17 protein-coding genes are annotated in these 21760 nt (G+C 72.2%); 13 read left to right on the forward strand and 4 right to left on the reverse strand.

Going from position 1 to position 21760, the window contains the following annotated elements; translation table 11 throughout:
• Positions 1 to 21: 21 nt before the first annotated feature.
• Together ABZ956_RS20370 and ABZ956_RS20375 are read left to right on the forward strand one after the other, a co-directional pair.
• On the forward strand, positions 22 to 804 hold the full coding sequence (locus ABZ956_RS20370; RefSeq protein ID WP_361895279.1) for a GNAT family N-acetyltransferase: 783 nt from the start codon (positions 22 to 24) through the stop codon (positions 802 to 804).
• A gap of 129 nt (positions 805 to 933) precedes the next feature.
• Positions 934 to 2913 (forward strand): ATP-dependent DNA helicase, encoded by a 1980-nt coding sequence (locus ABZ956_RS20375; RefSeq protein ID WP_361895282.1) that lies wholly within the window; start codon positions 934 to 936, stop codon positions 2911 to 2913.
• A 97-nt stretch (positions 2914 to 3010) separates the two neighbouring features.
• Here the strand turns inward: ABZ956_RS20375 and lexA are convergent, their stop codons facing one another.
• Positions 3011 to 3796: a transcriptional repressor LexA gene (lexA, locus tag ABZ956_RS20380; protein ID WP_071961841.1), complete on the reverse strand. Its 786-nt coding sequence runs from the start codon at positions 3794 to 3796 to the stop codon at positions 3011 to 3013.
• A gap of 557 nt (positions 3797 to 4353) precedes the next feature.
• Here lexA and nrdR point away from each other — a divergent pair.
• The 4 genes from nrdR to ABZ956_RS20400 all read left to right on the forward strand — a co-directional run bounded on the left by nrdR (position 4354) and on the right by ABZ956_RS20400 (position 9476).
• On the forward strand, positions 4354 to 4890 hold the full coding sequence (gene nrdR, locus ABZ956_RS20385) for a transcriptional regulator NrdR (protein WP_071961840.1): 537 nt from the start codon (positions 4354 to 4356) through the stop codon (positions 4888 to 4890).
• A 111-nt stretch (positions 4891 to 5001) separates the two neighbouring features.
• Complete coding sequence (locus ABZ956_RS20390) at positions 5002 to 7875, forward strand: vitamin B12-dependent ribonucleotide reductase (RefSeq protein WP_361895287.1); 2874 nt, start codon at positions 5002 to 5004, stop codon at positions 7873 to 7875.
• 161 nt (positions 7876 to 8036) lie between these two features.
• Positions 8037 to 8837 (forward strand): arylamine N-acetyltransferase, encoded by an 801-nt coding sequence (locus ABZ956_RS20395; RefSeq protein ID WP_361895289.1) that lies wholly within the window; start codon positions 8037 to 8039, stop codon positions 8835 to 8837.
• Between the two features lie 33 nt (positions 8838 to 8870).
• Positions 8871 to 9476: a YdbC family protein gene (locus ABZ956_RS20400; protein ID WP_361895292.1), complete on the forward strand. Its 606-nt coding sequence runs from the start codon at positions 8871 to 8873 to the stop codon at positions 9474 to 9476.
• Positions 9477 to 9525: 49 nt separating this feature from the next.
• On the opposite strand, the gene ABZ956_RS20405 is transcribed toward ABZ956_RS20400, so the two are convergent.
• On the reverse strand, positions 9526 to 10191 hold the full coding sequence (locus ABZ956_RS20405; RefSeq protein WP_361895294.1) for a TetR/AcrR family transcriptional regulator: 666 nt from the start codon (positions 10189 to 10191) through the stop codon (positions 9526 to 9528).
• 68 nt (positions 10192 to 10259) lie between these two features.
• Here ABZ956_RS20405 and abc-f point away from each other — a divergent pair, with 68 nt between their 5' ends.
• The 5 genes from abc-f to ABZ956_RS20430 all read left to right on the forward strand — a co-directional run bounded on the left by abc-f (position 10260) and on the right by ABZ956_RS20430 (position 14893).
• Complete coding sequence (gene abc-f, locus ABZ956_RS20410) at positions 10260 to 11906, forward strand: ribosomal protection-like ABC-F family protein (RefSeq protein ID WP_361895297.1); 1647 nt, start codon at positions 10260 to 10262, stop codon at positions 11904 to 11906.
• Positions 11907 to 11916: 10 nt separating this feature from the next.
• On the forward strand, positions 11917 to 12576 hold the full coding sequence (locus tag ABZ956_RS20415; protein WP_361895300.1) for a histidine phosphatase family protein: 660 nt from the start codon (positions 11917 to 11919) through the stop codon (positions 12574 to 12576).
• 11 nt (positions 12577 to 12587) lie between these two features.
• Positions 12588 to 13481 (forward strand): ADP-ribosylglycohydrolase family protein, encoded by an 894-nt coding sequence (locus ABZ956_RS20420; protein ID WP_361895303.1) that lies wholly within the window; start codon positions 12588 to 12590, stop codon positions 13479 to 13481.
• Between the two features lie 66 nt (positions 13482 to 13547).
• A complete protein-coding gene (locus tag ABZ956_RS20425; RefSeq protein WP_361895305.1) occupies positions 13548 to 14249 on the forward strand; it encodes a ribonuclease HII in 702 nt (233 codons plus the stop codon).
• A gap of 59 nt (positions 14250 to 14308) precedes the next feature.
• A complete protein-coding gene (locus ABZ956_RS20430; protein ID WP_361895309.1) occupies positions 14309 to 14893 on the forward strand; it encodes a hypothetical protein in 585 nt (194 codons plus the stop codon).
• A gap of 61 nt (positions 14894 to 14954) precedes the next feature.
• Here the strand turns inward: ABZ956_RS20430 and ABZ956_RS20435 are convergent, their stop codons facing one another.
• The gene (locus tag ABZ956_RS20435; protein ID WP_361895312.1) at positions 14955 to 15542 is read right to left on the reverse strand and encodes a hypothetical protein; all 588 of its coding nucleotides are present in this window, start codon (positions 15540 to 15542) and stop codon (positions 14955 to 14957) included.
• 217 nt (positions 15543 to 15759) lie between these two features.
• On the reverse strand, positions 15760 to 17925 hold the full coding sequence (locus ABZ956_RS20440) for a RecQ family ATP-dependent DNA helicase (protein ID WP_361895315.1): 2166 nt from the start codon (positions 17923 to 17925) through the stop codon (positions 15760 to 15762).
• A 157-nt stretch (positions 17926 to 18082) separates the two neighbouring features.
• Here ABZ956_RS20440 and ABZ956_RS20445 point away from each other — a divergent pair, with 157 nt between their 5' ends.
• Positions 18083 to 19573: a DUF4192 family protein gene (locus ABZ956_RS20445; protein ID WP_361895318.1), complete on the forward strand. Its 1491-nt coding sequence runs from the start codon at positions 18083 to 18085 to the stop codon at positions 19571 to 19573.
• Positions 19574 to 19777: 204 nt separating this feature from the next.
• Entirely contained in the window at positions 19778 to 21730 is a 1953-nt protein-coding gene (locus tag ABZ956_RS20450) for a glycogen debranching N-terminal domain-containing protein (RefSeq protein ID WP_361895321.1), read from the forward strand.
• The last annotated feature ends 30 nt before the right edge of the window (positions 21731 to 21760 follow it).

Here is a 21760-nt window from a genome sequence, read left to right on the forward strand (position 1 = left end):
GCGATGGACGGTGCGAGCGGGATGAACAGGACGAACGGGACGGGCGCCGAATGGGCGGAGCGGAACGACGGCTGGGGCGCGCTGCCCTTCGACCCGCTGACCGATCCGATTCCCGGCCTCCACAGCGAGGACAGCGCCGACACGCTCGACCTGCGACTGACCCAGGAAATCATCGAGTTCATCGCCTTCGACCCTCCGGGGAGCCCCCCGGCGCCGGGCTCGCCGCCCGGAACCGATCTCCTGGACGGCCTCGCCGACTGGGGCCCCGTCAGCACGGAGGTAGGGCCGTTCCAGCTCGTACCGGTCCGCATCGAGCGCGACCTTCGGCTGCTCACGCAGTGGATGAACGATCCGGCAGTCGCGGCGTTCTGGGGCCTGGCCGGGAATGAGGCCGTCACCGAGGCCCACCTCCTCGGCCAGCTCGACGGCGACGGGCGCAGCGTTCCCTGCCTCGGGGTGCTCGCCGGCGTCCCCATGAGCTACTGGGAGCTCTACCGCGCCGACCTCGACCCGCTGGCCCGCCACTATCCGGCCCGTCCGCACGACACCGGAATCCACTTCCTCATCGGCAGAATCGCCGACAGGGGCAGGGGGCTGGGCACCCTCCTGCTGCGCACCGTGGCCGACCTCGTCCTGGACCGGCGCCCCTCCTGCGGCCGCGTCGTCGGGGAACCGGACCTGCGCAACACCCCGTCCGCGGCGGCCTTCCTCGGTGCGGGCTTCCGGCTGACCGGCGAGGTGGAGCTGCCCGACAAGCGCGCGGCGCTGATGATGCGCGACCGTGCGCTGCGCGCTGTGCTGTAGCCGTCACCGGAGGCACTGCCGGTGTGCCGGGCGAGGGTGCCCGTACGGTCCGCCGTCGGCTGTCGGCCGGCCACCGGGAACGCCATCACGGCCCGCGATGTCAGTGCCGCACCGTAGGCTGGCAACGCTATGACTGCCACCTCCTCGCCCTCCCTCACCGACCTGCTGCACGCCGCCGTCACCGCCGTCGGCGGCACCGAGCGGCCCGGACAGGTCGCCATGGCCGAAGCCGTCGCCGCGGCCATCGACGGCGGTTCCCACCTGCTCGTGCAGGCCGGCACCGGCACCGGAAAGTCGCTCGGCTACCTCGTGCCGGCCCTGGCGCACGGCGAGCGGGTGGTCGTCGCGACGGCCACGCTCGCGCTCCAGCGCCAGCTCGTCGAGCGCGATCTTCCGCGGACGGTTGACGCCCTGCACCCGCAGCTGCGCCGGCGCCCGGAGTTCGCCATGCTCAAGGGCCGCTCCAACTACCTCTGTCTCCACCGGCTCCATGAGGGCGTGCCGCAGGAAGAGGAGGAGGGGCTCTTCGACCCCTTCGAGGCGGCGGCACCCTCCAGCAAGCTGGGCAAGGACCTGCTGCGGCTGCGCGACTGGTCGGACGAGACCGAGACCGGCGACCGCGACGACCTCACCCCCGGCGTCTCCGACCGCGCGTGGTCGCAGGTGTCCGTCACCTCCCGCGAGTGCCTGGGCGCCTCGAAGTGCGCGTACGGCGCCGAGTGCTTCGCCGAGGCGGCCCGCGAGCGCGCCAAGCTCGCCGACGTCGTCGTCACCAACCACGCGCTGCTCGCCATCGACGCCATCGAGGGCGCGCCGGTCCTGCCCAGCCACGAGGTGCTGATCGTCGACGAGGCCCATGAGCTGGTCTCCCGCGTCACCGGGGTCGCCACGGGCGAGCTCACCCCGGGCCAGGTCAACCGGGCGGTGCGGCGGGCGGCCAAGCTCGTCGACGAGAAGGCGGCGGACGCGCTGCAGACGGCGTCCGAGAGCTTCGAGCGTCTGATGGAGCTGGCCCTGCCCGGCCGGCTGGAGGAGATCCCGGAGGACCTCGGCTACTGCCTGATGGCCCTGCGTGACGCCGCGCGTACGGTCATCACCGCCCTCGGCAACACCCGCGACAAGTCCGTCCAGGACGAGGACGCCGTCCGCAAGCAGGCCCTCGCCTCCGTGGAGAACATCCACGCGGTCGCCGAGCGCATCGTGGAGGGCTCGGAGTACGACGTCGTCTGGTACGAGCGCCACGACCGCTTCGGGGCCTCGCTGCGGGTCGCACCGCTGTCGGTCTCCGGGCTGCTGCGGGAGAAGCTCTTCAGCGAGCGTTCGGTGGTCCTCACCTCGGCCACCCTCAAGCTGGGCGGTGACTTCAACGGCGTCGGCGCCTCGCTCGGCCTCGCGCCGGAGGGCGTCGAGGGGGAGGACTGTCCGGAGTGGAAGGGCGTCGATGTCGGATCGCCGTTCGACTATCCGAAGCAGGGCATTCTGTACGTCGCCAAGCACCTCGCCCAGCCGGGGCGGGAGGGCAGCCGGACGGACATGCTCGACGAGCTGGCGGAGCTCATCGAGGCCGCCGGGGGCCGCACCCTCGGCCTGTTCTCCTCGATGCGGGCGGCCCAGGCCGCGGCCGAGGAGCTGCGCGGCCGGCTCGACATGCCGATCCTGCTGCAGGGCGAGGAGACGCTGGGCGAGCTGATCCGCACCTTCGCCGGGGACACCCGTACGTGCCTGTTCGGCACCCTGTCGCTGTGGCAGGGGGTGGACGTCCCCGGCCCGAGCTGCCAGCTCGTCGTCATGGACCGGGTGCCCTTCCCCCGGCCGGACGATCCGCTCATGAGCGCCCGGCAGCGTGCGGTGGAGGACGCGGGCGGCAACGGCTTCATGGCTGTGGCCGCGACACACGCGGCTCTGCTGATGGCCCAGGGGGCCGGGCGGCTGGTGCGCGCGTCGGGGGACCGGGGTGTGGTCGCGGTGCTCGACCCCCGGCTGGCGACGGCCCGCTACGGCTCGTTCCTGCGGGCCTCGATGCCGGACTTCTGGTACACCACGGACCGTAACCAGGTGCGCCGCTCCCTGTCCGCGATCGACGCGGCGGCGAAGGCGGAGGGGCACTAGGGGTACGACGAGCACTAGGGGCACTACGGCTGCGGAGAAAAGAAGAGCCCCGGAACCGGCGCAGTGGTTCCGGGGCCCGGCCTTTCGGCGCGGGGCTTCACACCCGCCGCAGCACCGCCACAACCTTGCCCAGGATGGTGGCCTCGTCGCCGGGAATCGGCTGGTAGGCGGCGTTGTGGGGGAGCAGCCAGACGTGGCCGTCCTCGCGCTTGAAGCGCTTGACGGTGGCTTCGCCGTCGAGCATGGCGGCCACGATGTCGCCGTTCTCCGCGACGGGCTGGCGGCGCACCGTCACCCAGTCGCCGTCACAGATCGCGGCTTCGACCATGGAGTCGCCGACGACCTTCAGGACGAACAGCTCGCCGTCGCCCACCAGTTGACGGGGGAGGGGGAAGACGTCCTCCACCGACTCCTCGGCCAGGATCGGGCCACCGGCGGCGATCCGGCCGACCAGGGGAACGTAGGAGGCGGCGGGCTTGCCGGTGGTGTCGGTGGGCTGGGTGCTCGGCTGATCGGAACCGCGCACCTCGTAGGCCCGGGGGCGATGGGGGTCCCTGCGCAGGAAGCCCTTCCGCTCGAGGGCCATGAGCTGGTGGGCGACGGAGGACGTGCTGGAGAGCCCCACCGCCTGGCCGATCTCGCGCATGGAGGGTGGGTACCCACGGCGCTGGACGGAGTCCCGGATCACCTCGATCACGCGGCGCTGCCGGTCGGTGAGCCCGGAGCTGTCCGCCCGGATGCCGGGGGGCCGCCCCGGAAGCGAGCGGGCCGGCTTCTGCCCCTCGGTGTTCATGGCTGCGTCGTTCATGGGGTGTGCCTGGTCGAGTCGGTTCTGGGAGCGGTCCTGGGCGGTGATGGTGGCGCTGTCTGCGGTGGTGGTCACGTCGGCCCCTCTCGAGATGTTCTCCCTAGCTGGACAACGGTAGTTGCTTTCGAAAGGTTGCGCCAAACACACGTTCGAGTGAAATATCGCAGATCGGCTGACGTGATCAGGTGGGAGGGTGTACGGACGGAGATCAATTCGCCCCATTACGGTACTCTTCGGTGCTGAGTCGCCCGGGCCGTGCCGACGTCCGTACGAGACGGACAGTAGCCGGTCGGGAGGGCTCGTCCGGTACCGCGCGGGGTTGCCGCGCCGTGGTGCCAGTGTGACATCCGGGCTCCCCTGAGGCTGCCCTCGGGGCCCTTCCGTGGGGTCCCGCCCGGCGCTCACGGCGCGACACGCGATGGTCAGGCTTGGCCGCCCGGCACCAGATCTAGTGGTTTGATGGCGACGGCTACCCACAAGTTGTGGTCGACGGCCCCTCCCGGTCATCCGCGGACGTGGCCATCGCCTATGCTGGGGGCTGCTCGGCGCGAGCCCCCCGAGGGGCCCGCCGTGGCCGGAGATCGTGCACAGTTTTTTCGAGGTTTCTCGAGGGTGAAGGAGGGTGGAGAGCCATGCACTGCCCCTTCTGCAGGCACCCCGACAGTCGCGTCGTCGACAGCCGGACCACCGATGACGGTTGTTCGATCCGCAGGCGCCGCCAGTGCCCCGACTGCTCCCGTCGGTTCACGACCGTGGAGACCGCGTCACTCATGGTGATCAAGCGGAGCGGGGTCACCGAGCCCTTCAGCCGCAACAAGGTGATCTCCGGAGTGCGCAAGGCGTGCCAGGGGCGCCCGGTCACCGAGGACGCCCTCGCCCAGCTGGGCCAGCGGGTCGAGGAGGCGGTGCGCGCCACGGGCAGCGCCGAGCTCTCCACGCACGACGTCGGACTCGCCATACTCGGTCCCCTCAAGGATCTCGACCTCGTGGCGTATCTGCGGTTCGCGTCCGTGTACCAGGCGTTCGACTCGCTCGAGGACTTCGAGGCCGCCGTCGCGGAACTGCGCGACGGTGTCCGTCGCGCCGAGGCCGAGGACGCATCCGCGGCGGACCCGGGCGGTCCCGCCGCCGGCGCCGAAGTCCCGGCGCCCGCCGTGGCCGTCGACTGAGCGGCCGCAATCAGACCTGCCCGGCGCGCTGAGCGCAGTCGGGTGACAGAACACATCGCGCCCCGGAAGAATTAGGCGCATTAGGGCGTTTTGCCCGTAGAGGGAGGCGGCATGACCGAGACGACGAGCGGCCCGGCACGAGGTTCCCGCTCCAAGGGAAACAAGGGCGGCAAAGGTCTGCGCATCGAACGCATCCACACGACCCCCGGCGTGCACCCGTACGACGAGGTGGTCTGGGAGCGTCGTGACGTCGTCATGACCAACTGGCGCGACGGCTCGATCAACTTCGAGCAGCGCGGCGTGGAGTTCCCCGACTTCTGGTCGGTGAACGCGGTCAACATCGTCACCAGCAAGTACTTCCGTGGCGCGACCGGCTCCCCCGAGCGCGAGTCCAGCCTCCGCCAGCTCATCGACCGCGTCGTGAAGACCTACCGCGCGGCCGGCGAGGAGCACGGTTACTTCGCCTCTCCCGCGGACGCCGAGATCTTCGACCACGAGCTCACCTACGCGCTCCTGCACCAGGTCTTCAGCTTCAACTCGCCGGTCTGGTTCAACGTCGGCACCAAGCAGCCGCAGCAGGTCTCGGCCTGCTTCATCCTCTCCGTCGACGACTCCATGGAGTCGATCCTCGACTGGTACAAGGAAGAGGGGATGATCTTCAAGGGCGGCTCCGGCGCCGGCCTGAACCTCTCCCGCATCCGCTCCTCCAAGGAGCTGCTCTCCTCCGGCGGCAACGCCTCCGGTCCCGTCTCCTTCATGCGCGGCGCCGACGCCTCCGCCGGAACGATCAAGTCGGGCGGCGCCACCCGCCGTGCGGCGAAGATGGTCGTGCTCGACGTCGACCACCCGGACGTCGAGGCCTTCATCGAGACCAAGGTGAAGGAGGAGGAGAAGGTCCGCGCCCTGCGCGACGCCGGCTTCGACATGGACCTGGGCGGCGATGACATCACCTCCGTCCAGTACCAGAACGCCAACAACTCCGTCCGCGTCAACGACGAGTTCATGAAGGCCGTCGAGAGCGGCTCGAAGTTCGGTCTGCGCGCCCGGATGACCGGCGAGGTCATCGAGGAGGTCGACGCCAAGGGCCTCTTCCGCAAGATGGCCGAGGCGGCCTGGGCCTGCGCCGACCCGGGCATCCAGTACGACGACACGATCAACCACTGGCACACCTCGCCGGAGTCGGGCCGCATCACCGCGTCCAACCCGTGCAGCGAGTACATGCACCTGGACAACTCCTCGTGCAACCTCGCCTCGCTCAACCTCATGAAGTTCCTGCGCGACGACGACCAGGGCAACCAGTCGTTCGACGCCGAGCGCTTCGCCAAGGTCGTCGAGCTCGTGATCACGGCGATGGACATCTCCATCTGCTTCGCCGACTTCCCGACCGAGAAGATCGGCGAGACCACCCGCGCCTACCGTCAGCTGGGCATCGGCTACGCCAACCTCGGCGCCCTGCTGATGGCCACCGGTCACGCCTACGACAGCGACGGCGGCCGCGCCCTCGCCGGTGCCATCACCTCGCTGATGACCGGCACCTCCTACAAGCGCTCCGCCGAGCTGGCCGCCGTCGTCGGCCCGTACGACGGCTACGCCCGCAACGCCGACGCCCACAAGCGCGTCATGAAGCAGCACGCCGACGCCAACGGCGCCGCCCTGCGCATGGACGACCTGGACACCCCGGTCTGGGCCGCGGCGACCGAGGCGTGGCAGGACGTCATCCGTCTCGGCGAGAAGAACGGCTTCCGCAACGCCCAGGCGTCGGTGCTCGCCCCCACGGGCACCATCGGCCTGATGATGGACTGCGACACCACGGGCGTCGAGCCGGACCTGGCCCTGGTCAAGTTCAAGAAGCTCGTCGGCGGCGGCTCGATGCAGATCGTGAACAACACGGTGCCCAAGGCGCTCAAGCGCCTGGGCTACCAGCCGGAGCAGGTCGAGGCGATCGTCGCGCACATCGCCGACCACGGCAACGTGATCGACGCCCCGGGTCTGAAGGCCGAGCACTACGAGGTTTTCGACTGCGCCATGGGTGAGCGCGCGATCTCCGCCATGGGCCACGTGCGCATGATGGCGGCCGCGCAGCCGTTCCTGTCGGGTGCCATCTCCAAGACCGTGAACCTGCCCGAGTCGGCCACCGTCGAGGAGGTCGAGGAGGTCTACTTCGAGGGCTGGAAGCTCGGTCTGAAGGCGCTCGCGATCTACCGCGACAACTGCAAGGTCGGTCAGCCGCTCTCCGCCAAGAAGAAGGAGCAGGCCAAGGCCCCCGAGGCCGCCGCGCCCGCCGCCGCGGAGAAGGTCGTCGAGTACCGCCCGGTCCGCAAGCGCCTGCCCAAGGGCCGTCCGGGCATCACCACCTCCTTCACGGTGGGCGGTGCCGAGGGCTACATGACCGCCAACTCCTACCCGGACGACGGTCTGGGCGAGGTCTTCCTGAAGATGTCCAAGCAGGGCTCGACCCTCGCGGGCATGATGGACGCCTTCTCGATCGCCGTCTCGGTCGGTCTGCAGTACGGCGTGCCGCTGGAGACCTACGTCTCGAAGTTCACCAACATGCGCTTCGAGCCGGCCGGCATGACGGACGACCCGGACGTGCGGATGGCGCAGTCGATCGTCGACTACATCTTCCGCCGCCTGGCGCTGGACTTCCTGCCCTTCGAGACGCGCTCGGCGCTGGGCATCCACTCCGCCGAGGAGCGTCAGCGTCACCTGGACACCGGGTCGTACGAGGCGGCCGACGACGAGGTCGATGTGGAGGGCCTCGCCCAGTCCGCGCCGCGCCACGTCGAGGCCCCCAAGCCCGACGTCCCGGCCCAGCCCGCCGCGGCACCGGCCCCCAAGCAGGTGCACAACTCCACCGAACTGGTGGAGATGCAGCTCGGCCTGAACGCGGACGCGCCGCTGTGCTTCTCCTGCGGCACGAAGATGCGCCGTGCGGGCAGCTGCTACCTGTGCGAGGGCTGCGGTTCGACCAGCGGCTGCAGCTGATCGTCTTATGACTGATGGGGGAGCCGGCTTTGTGCCGGCTCCCCCATCGGCGTATCCGGCTCACTGCATATCCGGCTCACTGCGGAGGCGTGAATACTGGTGCGGTGATCAACTGGAAGGCGGTGTAGGGAATGAGTAATTCCATATGGTCCGGTGAGGAATTGGACCTCGATGCCTATCTGGCCCGGATCGGCTGGGAGGGGCCCCTCCGGCCGGATCTGGAGACGCTGCGGGCGGTGCACCGCAGGCATGTGGCGGCGATTCCCTTCGAGAATCTCGAGGTGATCCTCGGCCGCCCGGTGCTGCTGGACATCAAGGCGCTGCAGGACAAGATGGTGGCGCAGCGGCGCGGCGGCTACTGCTACGAACAGAACTCCCTGCTGGCCGCTGCTCTCGAACGCATCGGGTTCTCCGTCTCGGGGCTCGGCGCGCGGGTGCGCGCGGGCAGCGAGACTCTGCGTCCGGTCACGCACATGGCCCTGAAGGTGGAGGCCGACGGTGAGGAGTGGCTGTGCGACGTCGGGTTCGGCGGTGAGGGCCTGCTGGAACCGCTGCCCCTGAGGGAGGGGGCGGAAGCCGGGCAGGGGAAATGGTGGTTTGGAATCGGGCGTGAAGAGAAGGACGTCTACGTTCTGCGCACGCGCCGGCCGGACGGTTGGCGCGACCTTTACGCCGTCGGTCCGGAGGACCGTTTTCCGATCGACTACGTCCTGATGAACCACTACACCTCGACGCACCCCCGTTCGCCGTTCGTCTCCCGGCCGATCATCCAGCAGACGGAGCCTGACCTACGGCGGATGTTCGTGGGCACGACGCTCGCGACCGCGCACCATGACGGCTCGATGGAACAACGGGTGGTCGGGGTGGAGGAGTTGGCCGAGGTGTTGCGGAGCGAGTTCCGGATCGAGCTGGACGCGGCGGACTCCTCGACGCTCGCCCGCGTGTACTCCTCCGGTACGTGACCCAGGCCACTGCCTGAGCCGTACGATGGGTCTGTGCTGGTCAAGTGGATTCGCTGCACCGTGGTGGACCGCCGCGGGTTCGAGCGGGGGCAGCGGAAGTGGGCGGGGTTGCTCGGTGAGCCCGGGTTCCGGGGGCAGGGGGGAGGCTGGAGCCGGGCGCGCCCTGATGTGGTGCACCTCTTCGGCTTCTGGGAGAGCCGGGCGTTCTACGACTCCTTCATGGCGCGCTCGCACGACAGGCTGGCGGCGTCGCAGGTCGGCACGTTCAGGAACACCCAGGTGCGGCTTTTCGAGCATCGCTTCGATGTGAAGGTGGGATTCCGGCCGCAGTTCACGGATGCGGACGTCGTGCGCTTCGCCCACTGCCGGGTCCGTGAGAGCCGGGTCGAGCACTTCACGCTGATGCAGGAGAAGGTGTGGAATCCGGCGATGGCCGGCTCTCCCGGAATGCTGCGCGGCGTCTTCGGTGAAGCGCCCGGCCAGGAGTTTCTCGTGCTGTCGATGTGGAACTCCGAGGCCGAGCACGGGAAATACCGTGCCGATCGCGTGGAGCGGCTCGGGCTGCGGGCGCAGACCGAGGCCGACGTCGCGTCGATCACCGGTGACGTCGTGGAGATAGAGCAGGCATGGACGGTGTGACGGCCGGCCCGGGGCACTCCCGGGCCGGTGCGCGGCGGCAGGTTCTGTCTCAGGTCGCCGGGGCGTAGACCCCTGCCCGGACCCCGGCGAGCACACTGTCGGCGGCCTGCTCCGCGACGGCCGCGTCGACGGGTTCGTGCGTGATGAACAGCCGGAAGAACAAGGGCGCGGACACTCCGCGCGCCACGGCGCCCGCGTCGGTGCCCGGCGGCGCCTCGCCGCGCTCGACGGCCCGCTCGATCAGTGGCGCACAGCGCCCGAAGCGCTCGGCGTAGAAGCGGCTCAGCGCTTGTGCGGCGCGTTCGGACTGGAAAGCGGCGCCGATGAAGGCGGCGGGGGCGGCCGCGGCCGCCGGGTCGGCGAAGGTGTCGACGACCTCATGGGCCAGGGCCAGCAGGTCGCCCCGTAGGGAGCCGGTGTCCGGAGGGGTCCAGCTGTCCTCGCCCGCGAGGTGGAGGGCGTCCGCCACCAGTCCTTCGACGCTGCCCCAGCGGCGGTAGAGCGTGGTCTTGTGCACGCCGGAGTGCTCGGCGACGTACTCGACGCTCAGTCCCGGGTAGCCGTGCTCGGAGAGCCCGGTGAGGACGGCGTCGCGTACGGCGGCGCGGGTGCGGGCGGTGCGCCCGCCGGGGCGCACGGTGCCCGGGGTGCTGGGGGAAGAGGTCTCCGAAGGCAACTGCAACTCCTGTTGCGTTAAGCGGGCGGACTCTGTCATGCTGAGCGTAACGCAACAGCGGTTGCGTTTGCTGACTGTTCGCCTGCTCGTATGCGGAGGTCCCGCCCATGCCTGCCCAGCTCTCCCTGCGCGACGTGTCCCTCTCCCGCGGCGACCGTCTCCTCCTCGATGGTGTGTCCCTCTCGGTACGGGCGGGTGAACGAGTCGGCGTCGTCGGGGAGAACGGCGCCGGAAAGTCCACCCTGCTGAAGCTCCTGGCCGGAGCCGAGCGGCCTGATGACGGCACGGTGGTGACCTTGGCCGACGGCGGCATCGGCTACCTCGGGCAGACCCCCGACCTGCCCCCGGACAGCACCATCGCCCAGGCGATCGACGTCGCCCTCGACGAACTGCGCACCATGGAGGGCCGCCTGCGCGACCTGGAGGCCGTGCTGGCCACCGCCGGGCCCGGCACGCTCTCGGAGTACGGGGAGCTGCTTACGGCCTTCGAGGCCCGGGGCGGTTACGAGGCCGATGCCCGGGTCGACAAGGCCCTGCACGGCCTGGGCGTCGGTCATCTCGCGCGGGACCGCCGCCTGGGCAGCCTTTCGGGCGGCGAACAGGCCCGGCTCGGCCTGGCCTGTACCCTCGCCGCCGCGCCCGAGGTCATGCTGCTGGACGAACCCACCAACCACCTCGACGGCGCGGCCCTTGCCTGGCTGGAGGAGACCCTGCGAGCCCACCGCGGCACGGTGGTGGCCGTCTCCCACGACCGGGTCTTCCTCGAACGCGTCGCCACAGCCGTGGTCGAGCTCGACGCCGAAAGGCGGACCCTGGTCCGCTACGGCGGCGGCTACGCCGGCTTCCTCGCCGAACGCGCCGCGGCCCGCCGGCGGTGGGAAGAGGCGTACGAGCGGTGGTGCGCGGAGACCGAAGCGCTCACCGAGACCGCGGAGACCACCGCCCGGAGCGTCGCCCCGGGGCGCGCCATCAAGGACGGCAACAAGATGGCCTACGACCGGGACAAGGGACGCGTGCAGTCCTCGGTCTCCAGCCGCGTGCGCAATGCCCGGGAACGGCTCCGCAGACTGCGCGAGAACCCCGTGCCGCGCCCGCCGGAACCCCTGCGCTTCGCCGCCCGGCCGACGGTGGGCACCGCCGGCGGGGCCCTCGTGGCGCTCGACGGCGTACGCGTCGGCGACCGGCTCGCCGTCGACGCGCTCGAGGTGCGGGCGGGCGAGCGACTGCTGGTGCACGGGCCCAACGGCGCCGGGAAATCGACGCTGCTGCGCCTGATGGCGGGGGTTGCCCAACCTGAGACCGGCACGGTCCGCAGGAGCGGCCGCATCGGCTACCTCGCCCAGGAGATTCCCGTGAGCCGGCCCGCTGAGCGGCTGCTGGAGGCCTTCCGCCGCGGGCTGCCGGGTACGGTCGAGGAGCAGGAGGCGCTCCTGCTGTCCTATGGCCTCTTCCGCGAACGCGACCTCCATGTGCCCGTCGGATCGCTCTCGGCCGGACAGCGCCGCCGCCTTGCCCTCGCCCGGCTGCTGGCCCGCCCCGCGGACCTGCTGCTGCTCGACGAGCCCGCCAACCACCTCGCCCTCGGCCTGGTCGAGCAGCTGGAACAGGCCCTGGACGCGTGGCCCGGGGCCCTGGTGATCGTCTCCCACGACCGGGCGCTGCGCCGTCGCTTCACCGGGCGCCGGTGCGAAATACGCGCTGGCCGTGCGCTGCTCACCCGGGGCGACGAGGCGTCCGCTGTCGGCTCGAACTAGTGTTGACGACATGGCCCGGCCCCGGCGTATCGTCCTCCTCCGCCATGGAGAGTCCGAAGGCAATGTCGACGACACCGTCTACGAACGCGAGCCCGACCATGCCCTGTCGCTGACGGCGACCGGCCGCAAGCAGGCCGAGGAAGCCGGGGCCCGCCTGCGGGAGGTGTTCGGGGACGAACGGGTCTCCGCTTACGTCTCGCCCTACCGCCGCACCCATCAGACCTTCCACGCCCTCGGCCTGGACCCGAGCCGGGTCCGCGTCCGGGAGGAGCCGCGCCTGAGGGAGCAGGACTGGGGAAACTGGCAGGAACGGGAGGACGTCCGCCGCCAGAAGGCATACCGGGACGCCTACGGCCACTTCTTCTACCGCTTCGCGCAGGGCGAGTCCGGCGCCGACGTCTACGACCGGGTCGGCTCCTTCCTGGAGAGCCTGTGGCGCAGCTTCGACGACCCCGGGCACCCGCCGAACGTCCTGCTCGTCACGCACGGCCTGACCATGCGGCTGTTCTGCATGAGGTGGCTGCACTGGACCGTCGCCGAATTCGAATGCCTGTCGAACCCGGGCAACGGTGAGACGCGCATGCTGCTGCTCGGACCGGACGGCAGGTATCACCTGGACCGGCCGTTCGACCGCTGGTGCACCCCCGAATCGTATGGCTTCACCGGTTAGAGTTCGCAGCGATGACAGCTGACCGATTCCCCCGAGCCCTGGCGAGCCTGCGAGGGCTGGCCGTGGGTGACGCCCTCGGCTCCCAGTTCTTCGTCCCCGCCAACTATCCCTCGCTCAAGCGCCGCGAGCTGCCGCCCGCACCCTGGCAGTGGACCGACGACACCGAGATGGCCTGCTCCGTACTGGCCGTGCTCGCCGAACATGGCCGCATCGACCAGGATGCCCTGGCGCGCTCCTTCGCCGAGCACCACGACTTCGACCGCGGCTACGGCCCGGCGGTCAACCGCATGCTGCGCCTGGTCAGGGAAGGCGGCGACTGGCGGGAGCTGGCCTCCTCCCTGTTCAAGGGGCAGGGGTCCTGGGGCAACGGCGCGGCCATGCGCATCGCCCCGCTCGGCGCCTGGTACGCCGACGACCCCGAGCAGGCGACCCACCAGGCGGAGATCTCGGCCTACACCACCCACCAGCACCGCGAAGCGGTCGCCGGAAGCATGGCCGTGGCCGCCGCCTCCGCCATCGCCGCCGGCCCGGCCGGCTCCGTCACGCCCGAGGCCCTGCTGGACGGCGTGATCGCGCTCGTGCCGCGCAGTGCGGTGCAGGCGGGGCTGCGCCGCGCCCGCGACATGCTCGACTACGGCGACGCGACCACCGTCGCCGCCGTCCTGGGCTGCGGCCGCCGCACCAGCGCGCACGACACCGTGCCGTTCGCGCTGTGGGCAGCCGCCCGCCATCTCGACTCGTTCGAGGAGGCGTTCTGGACGACGGCGCAGGCCGGCGGCGATGTGGACACCACCTCCGCCATCGCGGGCGGAGTGGTCGCCGCCGCGGAACGAGGTGCTCCGCCGGCCGACTGGCTGCGGCACACCGAGGCGCTTCCCGACTGGCTGCCCCAGGCCGCGCGCTGACCGGAGGACGAGGAGTGGGGGCGGGGCGGGACACGCCGGCCGCGGGGGCGTAACCTTACAGGCGCCATGCCCTACCAACCGCCTACCCACAGCGTCGAGCGCTCGCTCCGAGCGACGACAGGAGCAAAGATCGTCGCCGGTGTGGACGAGGTCGGCCGGGGCGCCTGGGCCGGACCCGTCACCGTGTGCGCGGCCGTCACCGGCCTGCGCCGTCCACCCGAGGGCCTCACCGACTCCAAGCTGATGACCCTCAAGCGGCGCACCGCGCTCGCCGAGCTCCTGGAGACGTGGGTCACGGCCTACGCCCTGGGGCACTCCTCCCCGCAGGAGATCGACGAGCTGGGCATGACGGCGGCGCTGCGGCTGGCCGCGACGCGCGCCCTGGAGGCGTTGCCCGTGCGGCCGGAGGCGGTGATCCTCGACGGCAAGCACGACTACCTCGGCGATCCATGGAAGGTCCGTACGGTCATCAAGGGCGACCAGTCCTGTGTGGCCGTGGCGGCGGCCTCCGTGATCGCCAAGGTGCGGCGCGACACGATGATGGCCGAACTGGGCGCGAGCCACGCCGACTTCGGGTTCTGCGACAACGCCGGATACCCCTCGCCGGTGCACCGCGCCGCCCTGGAGGAGCTGGGCCCGACCCCGCACCACCGGCTGTCCTGGTCCTACCTGGACGCGCTGCCCCGGTGGCAGCACCTCAAGCGGACCCGCATCACCCCCGAAAACGTGGCATTGGAGGCCGGAGGCCAGCTCGGCTTCGACTTCTGAGTGGCCCGAACCGCCACCCGCCGACGCGACTCGCACCGGCGTTTGATAAACATCACTTCATGCCTCTCATCCCCGAGGAGCCTCAGATTCACGAGAGTGTCCCGGGTCCCCGCGCAGTTCCGGCCGCCGGCCGCCCCGCGATGACCCCCCGCCCTGTCCCTGGTCCCCGCCCGGCTCCGACGCGGTCCGGCAGCCCCGGTCCGCGCAGCGGTCCCGTTCCCGCCCCGCGCGCCGCGGCGGCTGGCGCGAAGGCGGCCACGCCGCAGATCCAGCTGATCCCCGCCTCCGCGCAGGGCGCCCTGGACGCCGCGGACGAGGCCGTCGACCTGCTGCTCGACACCGGCCGGGCCCCCGGCGAGGTCCTGGTCCTCACCACCGGTGAGGCACACCCCTGGGCCGCGCACGAGCTGTCCTTCGGCGAGGCGTCCTACTGGGCGCAGCACGACGCCGCGGAGGACGTCTTCTACGCGGCCGCCGACGCCGGCCGGATCTCGCCGCGCCCCGTCGTGGTCCTCGCCGTCAACGGCGGCTCGGACGCGGCAGTGGCCGGTGCGCTTCCCGCGGCCGTGGCCCGCGCGGGCGCGCTGCTGATCGTCTGCGGTGACCCGCAGCGCGTCAACGCCCTTCTGCCCGCGAGCGCCTGACGGGTGATCGCGGTGGCCGTCCGCTCCCGCGAGGGAGTGCCGGCCGCCGCGTCCTGACGCGTCACCGGGCTGCCGTGCGGAGATGCGCTTCGGGGGCCCCGCCGCCGAAGCCGATCGGCACGATCGGCAGGGCGGGGGAGCGGGGGTAGCGCCCTGTGCGACCCTCACCCAGGACGTGCCAGCCGGCTCCGGTGAGCGTGATGTAGGCACCGCAGCGCAGCCCGTGCAGCGTGCAGGCGTCCCGTAGCCCCCACATCCAGGCGCCGTCCTCCTTGGTCCAATGGGCCTCGCCCTCACGGCAGTAGAGCAGTACGGCCGTACGGGCCGGAGTGCGTCTGCGCAGGTCGTGCGGGATCACCAGGCGGAGCTGCGAGAGAAGCGCGTTGCGCAACTCCCAGCCGTCGGTGGCACCCTCCCGCACGGCCCGCCGGGTGAAAGAGGCGCTTGCCGCGAGCCGTTCGTCCGGATGGAAAACGGCGACGACAACCGTGGGCGGAGTCGGCCGGTGTCTGGAGTACAGGCCGGTGACGACTTCGCGCGGTCTGCGTAGCGGGGGGACGCCGGACGCGACCCACTCAGCGGGCTCGAGGAGCCTGCCCAGGCGGGTGGCGGAGCCGGCGGACGGCGGCGATGCGGAGCCGAAGGTCATGATTCTCCCTTCGTCTGCACGCCCGCTGGTCCGGGCGAGGGCAGGCAGGGCGGCACGCCACGACGGCGGTCCCGGCAGGCCGCCGACGGGCGGGAGTGGGGAGTCGGTCCAATTCTCGCGGCCGCATCGGCCGTGCGGCAACGATCAATTGGCGCCAGTGACCGGTATCCGGCGGTCCGTCGACTAATTCCCCTTCGCCTCCCCTACCCGCCCCCGCTCACCCCTGGACGGCCAGGACCAACGGGAACACCTCTTCGGCTCCGGAGCGCCGCAGCAGCCGCGCGGCCACGGCGAGCGTCCAGCCCGTATCCGCCAGGTCGTCCACGAGCAGCACCGGACCGCCGGCCGAGGCCAGCGCCTCGGCGAGCGGCGGAGGGACGGTCAGGGCCCCGTCCAACGCCCGCAGCCGCTGTGCGCTGTTGGTGCGCGGCACCCGCGTGTCCGCCTCCCCGTGCCGGTACTCGACCGTGCCGAGGAGCGGCATGCGGCCGATCCGGGCGATGCGCTCGCCCAAGGAGCCGATCAGGCGTGGCCGGGTGCGGGAGGCGATGGTGACGACGCCGACCGGTCGGGCGGGGGCGTCCGGTGCCCCCGACGCCCAACCGCCGGGCCCCCGGGCCCAGTCGGCCAGTACGGTGACCACGGCATCCGCCACATCGTCCGGAATCTCTTCGTCCGGAGCTTGGGGGGAGAGCAGGGGACGCAGCCGGTTGCCCCAGCCGATGTCGGAGAGCCGCCCGAGCGCCCGGCCGGGAGCGGCCTGCTCGCCCACCGGAATACGGCCCTTGAGGTCCACGCCGACGGCAGGCATGCCGGTCGGCCACATCCGTCGTGGCTCCACCTCCACGCCGGGACGGCCCAGTTCGCCACGGGAGGCGTCCAGCGCGCCGGAGGACACATCCGCCGTGAACCGGGGAGCCGCGCAGTTGTCGCACCGGCCGCACGGGGCGGCCTGCTCGTCGTCCAGTTGGCGCCGCAGGAACTCCATCCTGCACTGCGTGGTCGTGGCGTACTCGCGCATCGCCTGCTGCTCCGCCTCGCGCTGACGCGCGACCCACGCGTACCGCTCGGCGTCGTACACCCATGGTTCGCCCGTCGAGGTCCAGCCGCCCCGTACCCGGTGGACGGCCCCGTCCACGTCGAGGACCTTGAGCATGGTCTCCAGCCGGGAGCGTCGCAGCTCCACCTGGGGCTCCAGAGCGGGCAGCGACACGGGGCGCCCGGCGGCGGCCAGCACGTCGAGGGTGCGGCGGACCTGCTCCTCGGGCGGGAACGCCAGCGAGGCGAAGTACTTCCAGATCGCCTCGTCCTCGCGGCCCGGCAGCAACAGCACCTCGGCGTGCTGCACACCACGACCGGCGCGGCCCACCTGCTGGTAGTAGGCGATGGGGGAGGAGGGCGAGCCCAGGTGGACCACGAAGCCGAGGTCGGGCTTGTCGAAACCCATGCCCAGGGCGGAGGTGGCGACCAGTGCCTTGACGCGGTTGGCGAGCAGGTCCTCCTCCGCCTGCTGCCGGTCGGCGTTCTCCGTCTTGCCGGTGTACGAGGCCACGGTGTGCCCGCGCCGGCGCAGGAAGGCCGTCACCTCCTCGGCCGCCGCGACGGTCAGGGTGTAGATGATCCCGGAGCCCGGGAGGTCGTCGAGGTGGTCGGCGAGCCAGGCCAGGCGGTGGGCGGCGTCCGGCAGGCTCAGCACGCTCAGGCTCAGGCTCTCCCGGTCCAGCGGGCCGCGCAGGACGAGCGCCTCTTCCGCGCCCTCGCCCGTGCCCAGCTGTTCGGCGACGTCGGCGGTGACGCGGGCGTTGGCCGTGGCGGTGGTCGCGAGCACGGGCACACCCGGCGGCAGGTCGGCCAGCATGGTGCGCAGCCGTCGGTAGTCCGGGCGGAAGTCGTGACCCCAGTCGGAGATGCAGTGCGCCTCGTCGACGACCAGCAGGCCGGTGGCGGCGGCGAGCTTGGGCAGCACCTGGTCGCGGAAGTCGGGATTGTTGAGCCGCTCGGGGCTCACCAGCAGGACGTCGACCTCACCCGCCGCCACCTCGGCCTGCACGGTCTCCCACTCCTCGGTGTTGGAGGAGTTGATCGTGCGGGCGTGGATGCCCGCCCGGGCGGCCGCGTCCACCTGGTTGCGCATGAGGGCGAGCAGCGGGGAAACGATCACCGTCGGGCCCGCGCCGCGCTCGCGCAGCAGCGCGGTCGCGACGAAGTACACCGCGGACTTGCCCCAGCCGGTGCGCTGCACGACCAGCGCGCGGCGGCGGTCGGCGACGAGGGCCTCGATCGCGCGCCACTGGTCCTCGCGCAGTCTCGCCGTGCCCGTGGTGTCTCCGACGAGACGGGCGAGAACGGTGTCCGCCGAGGTGCGGAGGGCTTCGTTGGTCATGGCCCCATGCAACACGAGGGCACTGACAAAGCGCGAATGGGCGGCGACGCCTGTGGAAAACCCGGTCAGGAAGTTATCCACAGAGTTAGTACGACAATATTCCTGGAGTTATCCACAGGGCTGGCGGGCTCTCCCGGACCCGCGGGACTCTCGGGCCATGACGCAGCACGATGAATCCGCCCGCACATCCGCCTCGTCCGCCACCTCGACGCCCGCGTGGGAATCCCGGCAGGAGGCCCAGATCACCCTCCGCAGCCCGGCCGAACTCGCCGACGCACTCCCGTACTTGATGGGATTTCACCCCACCGATTCCGTAGTGATGCTGGCTCTGCACGGCGAGCGCGGCCGCTTCGGCGGCCGGCTCAGGCTCGGCATCCCGGACAACGCGGAGGAATGGACCGACGTCAGCGACCAGCTCGCCGAAACGCTCGTCGCGGGCTGCGGCAAGCGGGGCTCCCGGCCCGACGGCATCGTCCTGTTCCTGTGCCAGGACCCGGCGAAGGAGGAGAGCGCACGGCAGGTGATGGAAAGGCTCCGCCCGCTCGCCCAGAGCCTGCGCCTGGCGTGCGGCGGGCTGGACGTGCCCGTGTACGAGGCCCTGTGCATCTCCGGCGGCCGCTTCTGGTCCTACTGCTGCCCCGACGAGCGCTGCTGCCCGCCGGACGGCACGCCCCTGGCCATGCCCGGCACCTCGGTCATGGCCGCCGCGGCCGCCTACGCCGGCATCCAGGTGCGCGGAACGCTGCGCGACATGGAGTCCCGCTACGCGCCGATCACCGGCCGGCGGGCCGAGGAACAGGAATCGGCGCTCGACGCGGCCGCCGCGGACCTCATCCCGCGCATTCTCCGGGGCACGGACTGCGAGATGGTCCGCCACGAGACCCTCGACCTCGCCCGCCTGGTCATGGAGCGGTTCCACGCGGCACCACCCGCCTCCTGCCGGCCCGAGGCCGACGCCAGGGACGACGCACTCCTGGCGTCCGACGAGGCGGCGGCCATCGTCCTCGGCCTCCAGGACCGCACCACCCGCGACCGCGCGGCGGAGTGGATGGAAGGGCCGCAGGCCCCGGCGGCGCTGCGCGTCTGGCGGGCCCTCGCCCGGCGCTGTGTGGGGCCTTACATCGAACACGCGGCGGCACCACTCACCCTCGCGGGCTGGGTCGCCTGGTCCACTGGTGACCACCCCGAGGCCCGGGTCGCCCTCAGCCGGGCCCTGAGCGCCGACCCCGAGTACCTCTTCGCCCAGCTGCTGCACCGTGCCTGCAATGACGGCATGGACCCCGAGCTCCTGCGTCGCTGCCTGCGCGGCGAGCGCGCCGAGCGCGCGGGCGACCACCGTACCGCCGGCACCCAAGCCGGCACCCAAGATGACCGGCCCGGGACCTCGGCGCCGACGGCCTCCGCCGGCGCACCGGAGAAGGCGAAGGGGGCGGGGGAGCCCGGCGACGCGCAGGCGGCGGACGAGGCGCTCCGCGCCCAGGCCACCGCCTCTGCGACCCGACCACGCCGGCGCGGAAACAGCCCGGCCGCCCCCGGCGGGGCGGGGGCAAAGAGCCGTCCGCAAGGAGCCGCCGGTGCGAACGGGCCGGCGGGGAAGGCGCGCACGCGGCGGCGCGCGGGACAACGGGGGGTGCGCGGAAGGCAGTGAGGTTCGCCACGAGCGGGCCCCCGTGACCTCGGTGGGTCCGCCGCCGTTCACCTGAGTGGCCCGCACTCGTTGTCGGTCGTCCAGGTCCGTGATGCCCCCAGGGAGCGCAGACACGTGCAAGGCATTGCCCCCAACGGTCCTTCGATCCACCGCCCACCCGAGCAACGGCGCCCCCCGGCCGGGCGGGTCCACGCTCCGCAACCCGTGCACCAGGCGCTGATCTGCGTCGCCCTGCCCGCCCTCGCCATCTCCGGGGAGCACGGGCAGCTCACCGGCGCCGGGCTCGAGGGGTTCTACCGGAGCGGGCGCCGGCTGCTGGCGAGGTGCCGGGTGAAGGTCTCCGGCGCCGAGCCGGTGCCCGTCCAGGGGCGCCTGCTCAGCGCGGACCGGGCCCGCTTCGTCGGCACGGTACGGACCCCCGCCGAGGCCGGACCCGACCCGGCCGTGACCGTCGAGCGCGTGCGGGACGCCGAGGGCATCGAGCGGATCACCGTGCGCAGCGCGGCCGTACAGGAGCTGCGACTGGTGGTCGAGGTGTCCCTGGGCACGGACCTGGCCGAGCTGGGCGCGATCGCCGCGGGACGCGCCGGGCCCGAGATCCCGGCCGCCGTGCACGCCTCCGGGCTGCGCTGGTCGGCCCCCGGCATGCACGCGGTGGTCACGGCCGACCCCCCGCCGGGGGACGTGCTCGCCTCGGCCGGGCTGCTGTGCTGGGAGATGCAGCTGCCCCCCGGCGGCAGCCGGAGCATCGAACTGCGGGTCCGGCCGGAGCTGCCGGGCAGGCCCCGCACGCCCGAACCGGCCGCCCACGGCCGGGGCGGGGCGCCGCCTCCCTGGGGCGACGCGGAGGCCGACGGGGACGATCCACGGGCCGCCGCGCTGCTGGCGGCGAGCCTCGCCGACCTCCGAGCCCTGCTCGTACGCGACCCCGGGCATCCGGGCGATGTCCATCTCGCGGCCGGCATCCCCTGGCGCTGTGGTCAGCTCGCCCCCGCCGAGGCGCTGTGGGCCGCCCGCATGACGCTGCCGCTGGGGGTCCGGCTGGCCGCGGGCACGCTGCGCACCCTGGCCCGTACGCAGCTGTCCGGGCCGGGGCCCGACCGCGGCCGCATTCCCGGTGCGCTGCGGCACTCGGGCGCTCACCTGCCGCCCGGCTGTACGGGCGTCGAGGCGACGCTGCTGTTCCCCGTCGTCCTCGCGGAGGCCAGGCGCTGGGGCCTGGCCGACCAGGAGGCGGAGGGGCTGCTGCCGGCGGCCGAGGGGTGTCTGGAGTGGCTGCGGGCCGCGGTCCGGGAGGGGGTGTACCTCCCGGACCCGGCGCCGGGAGGCCCCTACCGCTGCGAGGTCCAGGCGCACGCGCACCGGGCCGCTCTGCTCGGCGCCGACCTGCTCGAGTCCTACGGCCGCCCCGGAGCGGGGGGTCTGCGGGAGTGGGCGGCCGGTCTGCGCCGCCGCTTCCGGGAGGACTTCTGGACCGACGACCTGGGCGGTGGCCGGCCCGTGGCGGCGCGCACGCCCGACGGCCGGCGGATACCTCACCTCGGCAGCGCCGCCGCCCACCTGCTCGACACGGGCCTGCTCGGCGGGGGCACTTACGCCGCGGGGCTGCTGGACAGGGTGCAGACCGAGCAGCTGGCCCGGCTCCTGGGCGGCCCCGCGCTCGACTCCGGCTGGGGACTGCGCAGCCTGGGGGCCAAGGAGCCCGGGCACAATCCGTTCGGGCACCGCAGCGGGGCCGTGCGCGTCCATGAGACGGCCGTCGCCGTGGCCGGGCTGGTGGTGGCCGGCTATGAGAAGGAAGCGGGCGGGCTGCTGCGCGGGGCGTTGGACGCCGCCGAGGCCTTCGGCCACCGGCTGCCCGAGATGTACGCCGGGGAGCAGCGCACCACCGGCAGCGCGCCCCTGCCGCATCCCGCGGCATGCCGGCCCGCGGCCGTCGCGGCGGCCGGTGCGGTCCAGCTGCTCACCGCGCTCGCGGGGGTGCGCCCCGATGTTCCGGCGGGCGGTGTGGCGGTCCGGCCGCCGCGCACCGCGCCGCTGGGCGAGCTGCGCTTCACCGGGCTCCGCGTCGCGGAGCAGCCGTTCGCTGTGCGGATCAGCCGGCTCGGACTGGGCATGGTCGAGGAGGCCGCCGATGGCCTGCAGTTGGGGGCGTGAGCGTCATGCGTGTGAGGTCGTCCGACAGCC

Source organism: Streptomyces sp. NPDC046261, assembly GCF_040646235.1.
In the GTDB taxonomy this organism is placed as follows: Bacteria; Actinomycetota; Actinomycetes; order Streptomycetales; family Streptomycetaceae; genus Streptomyces.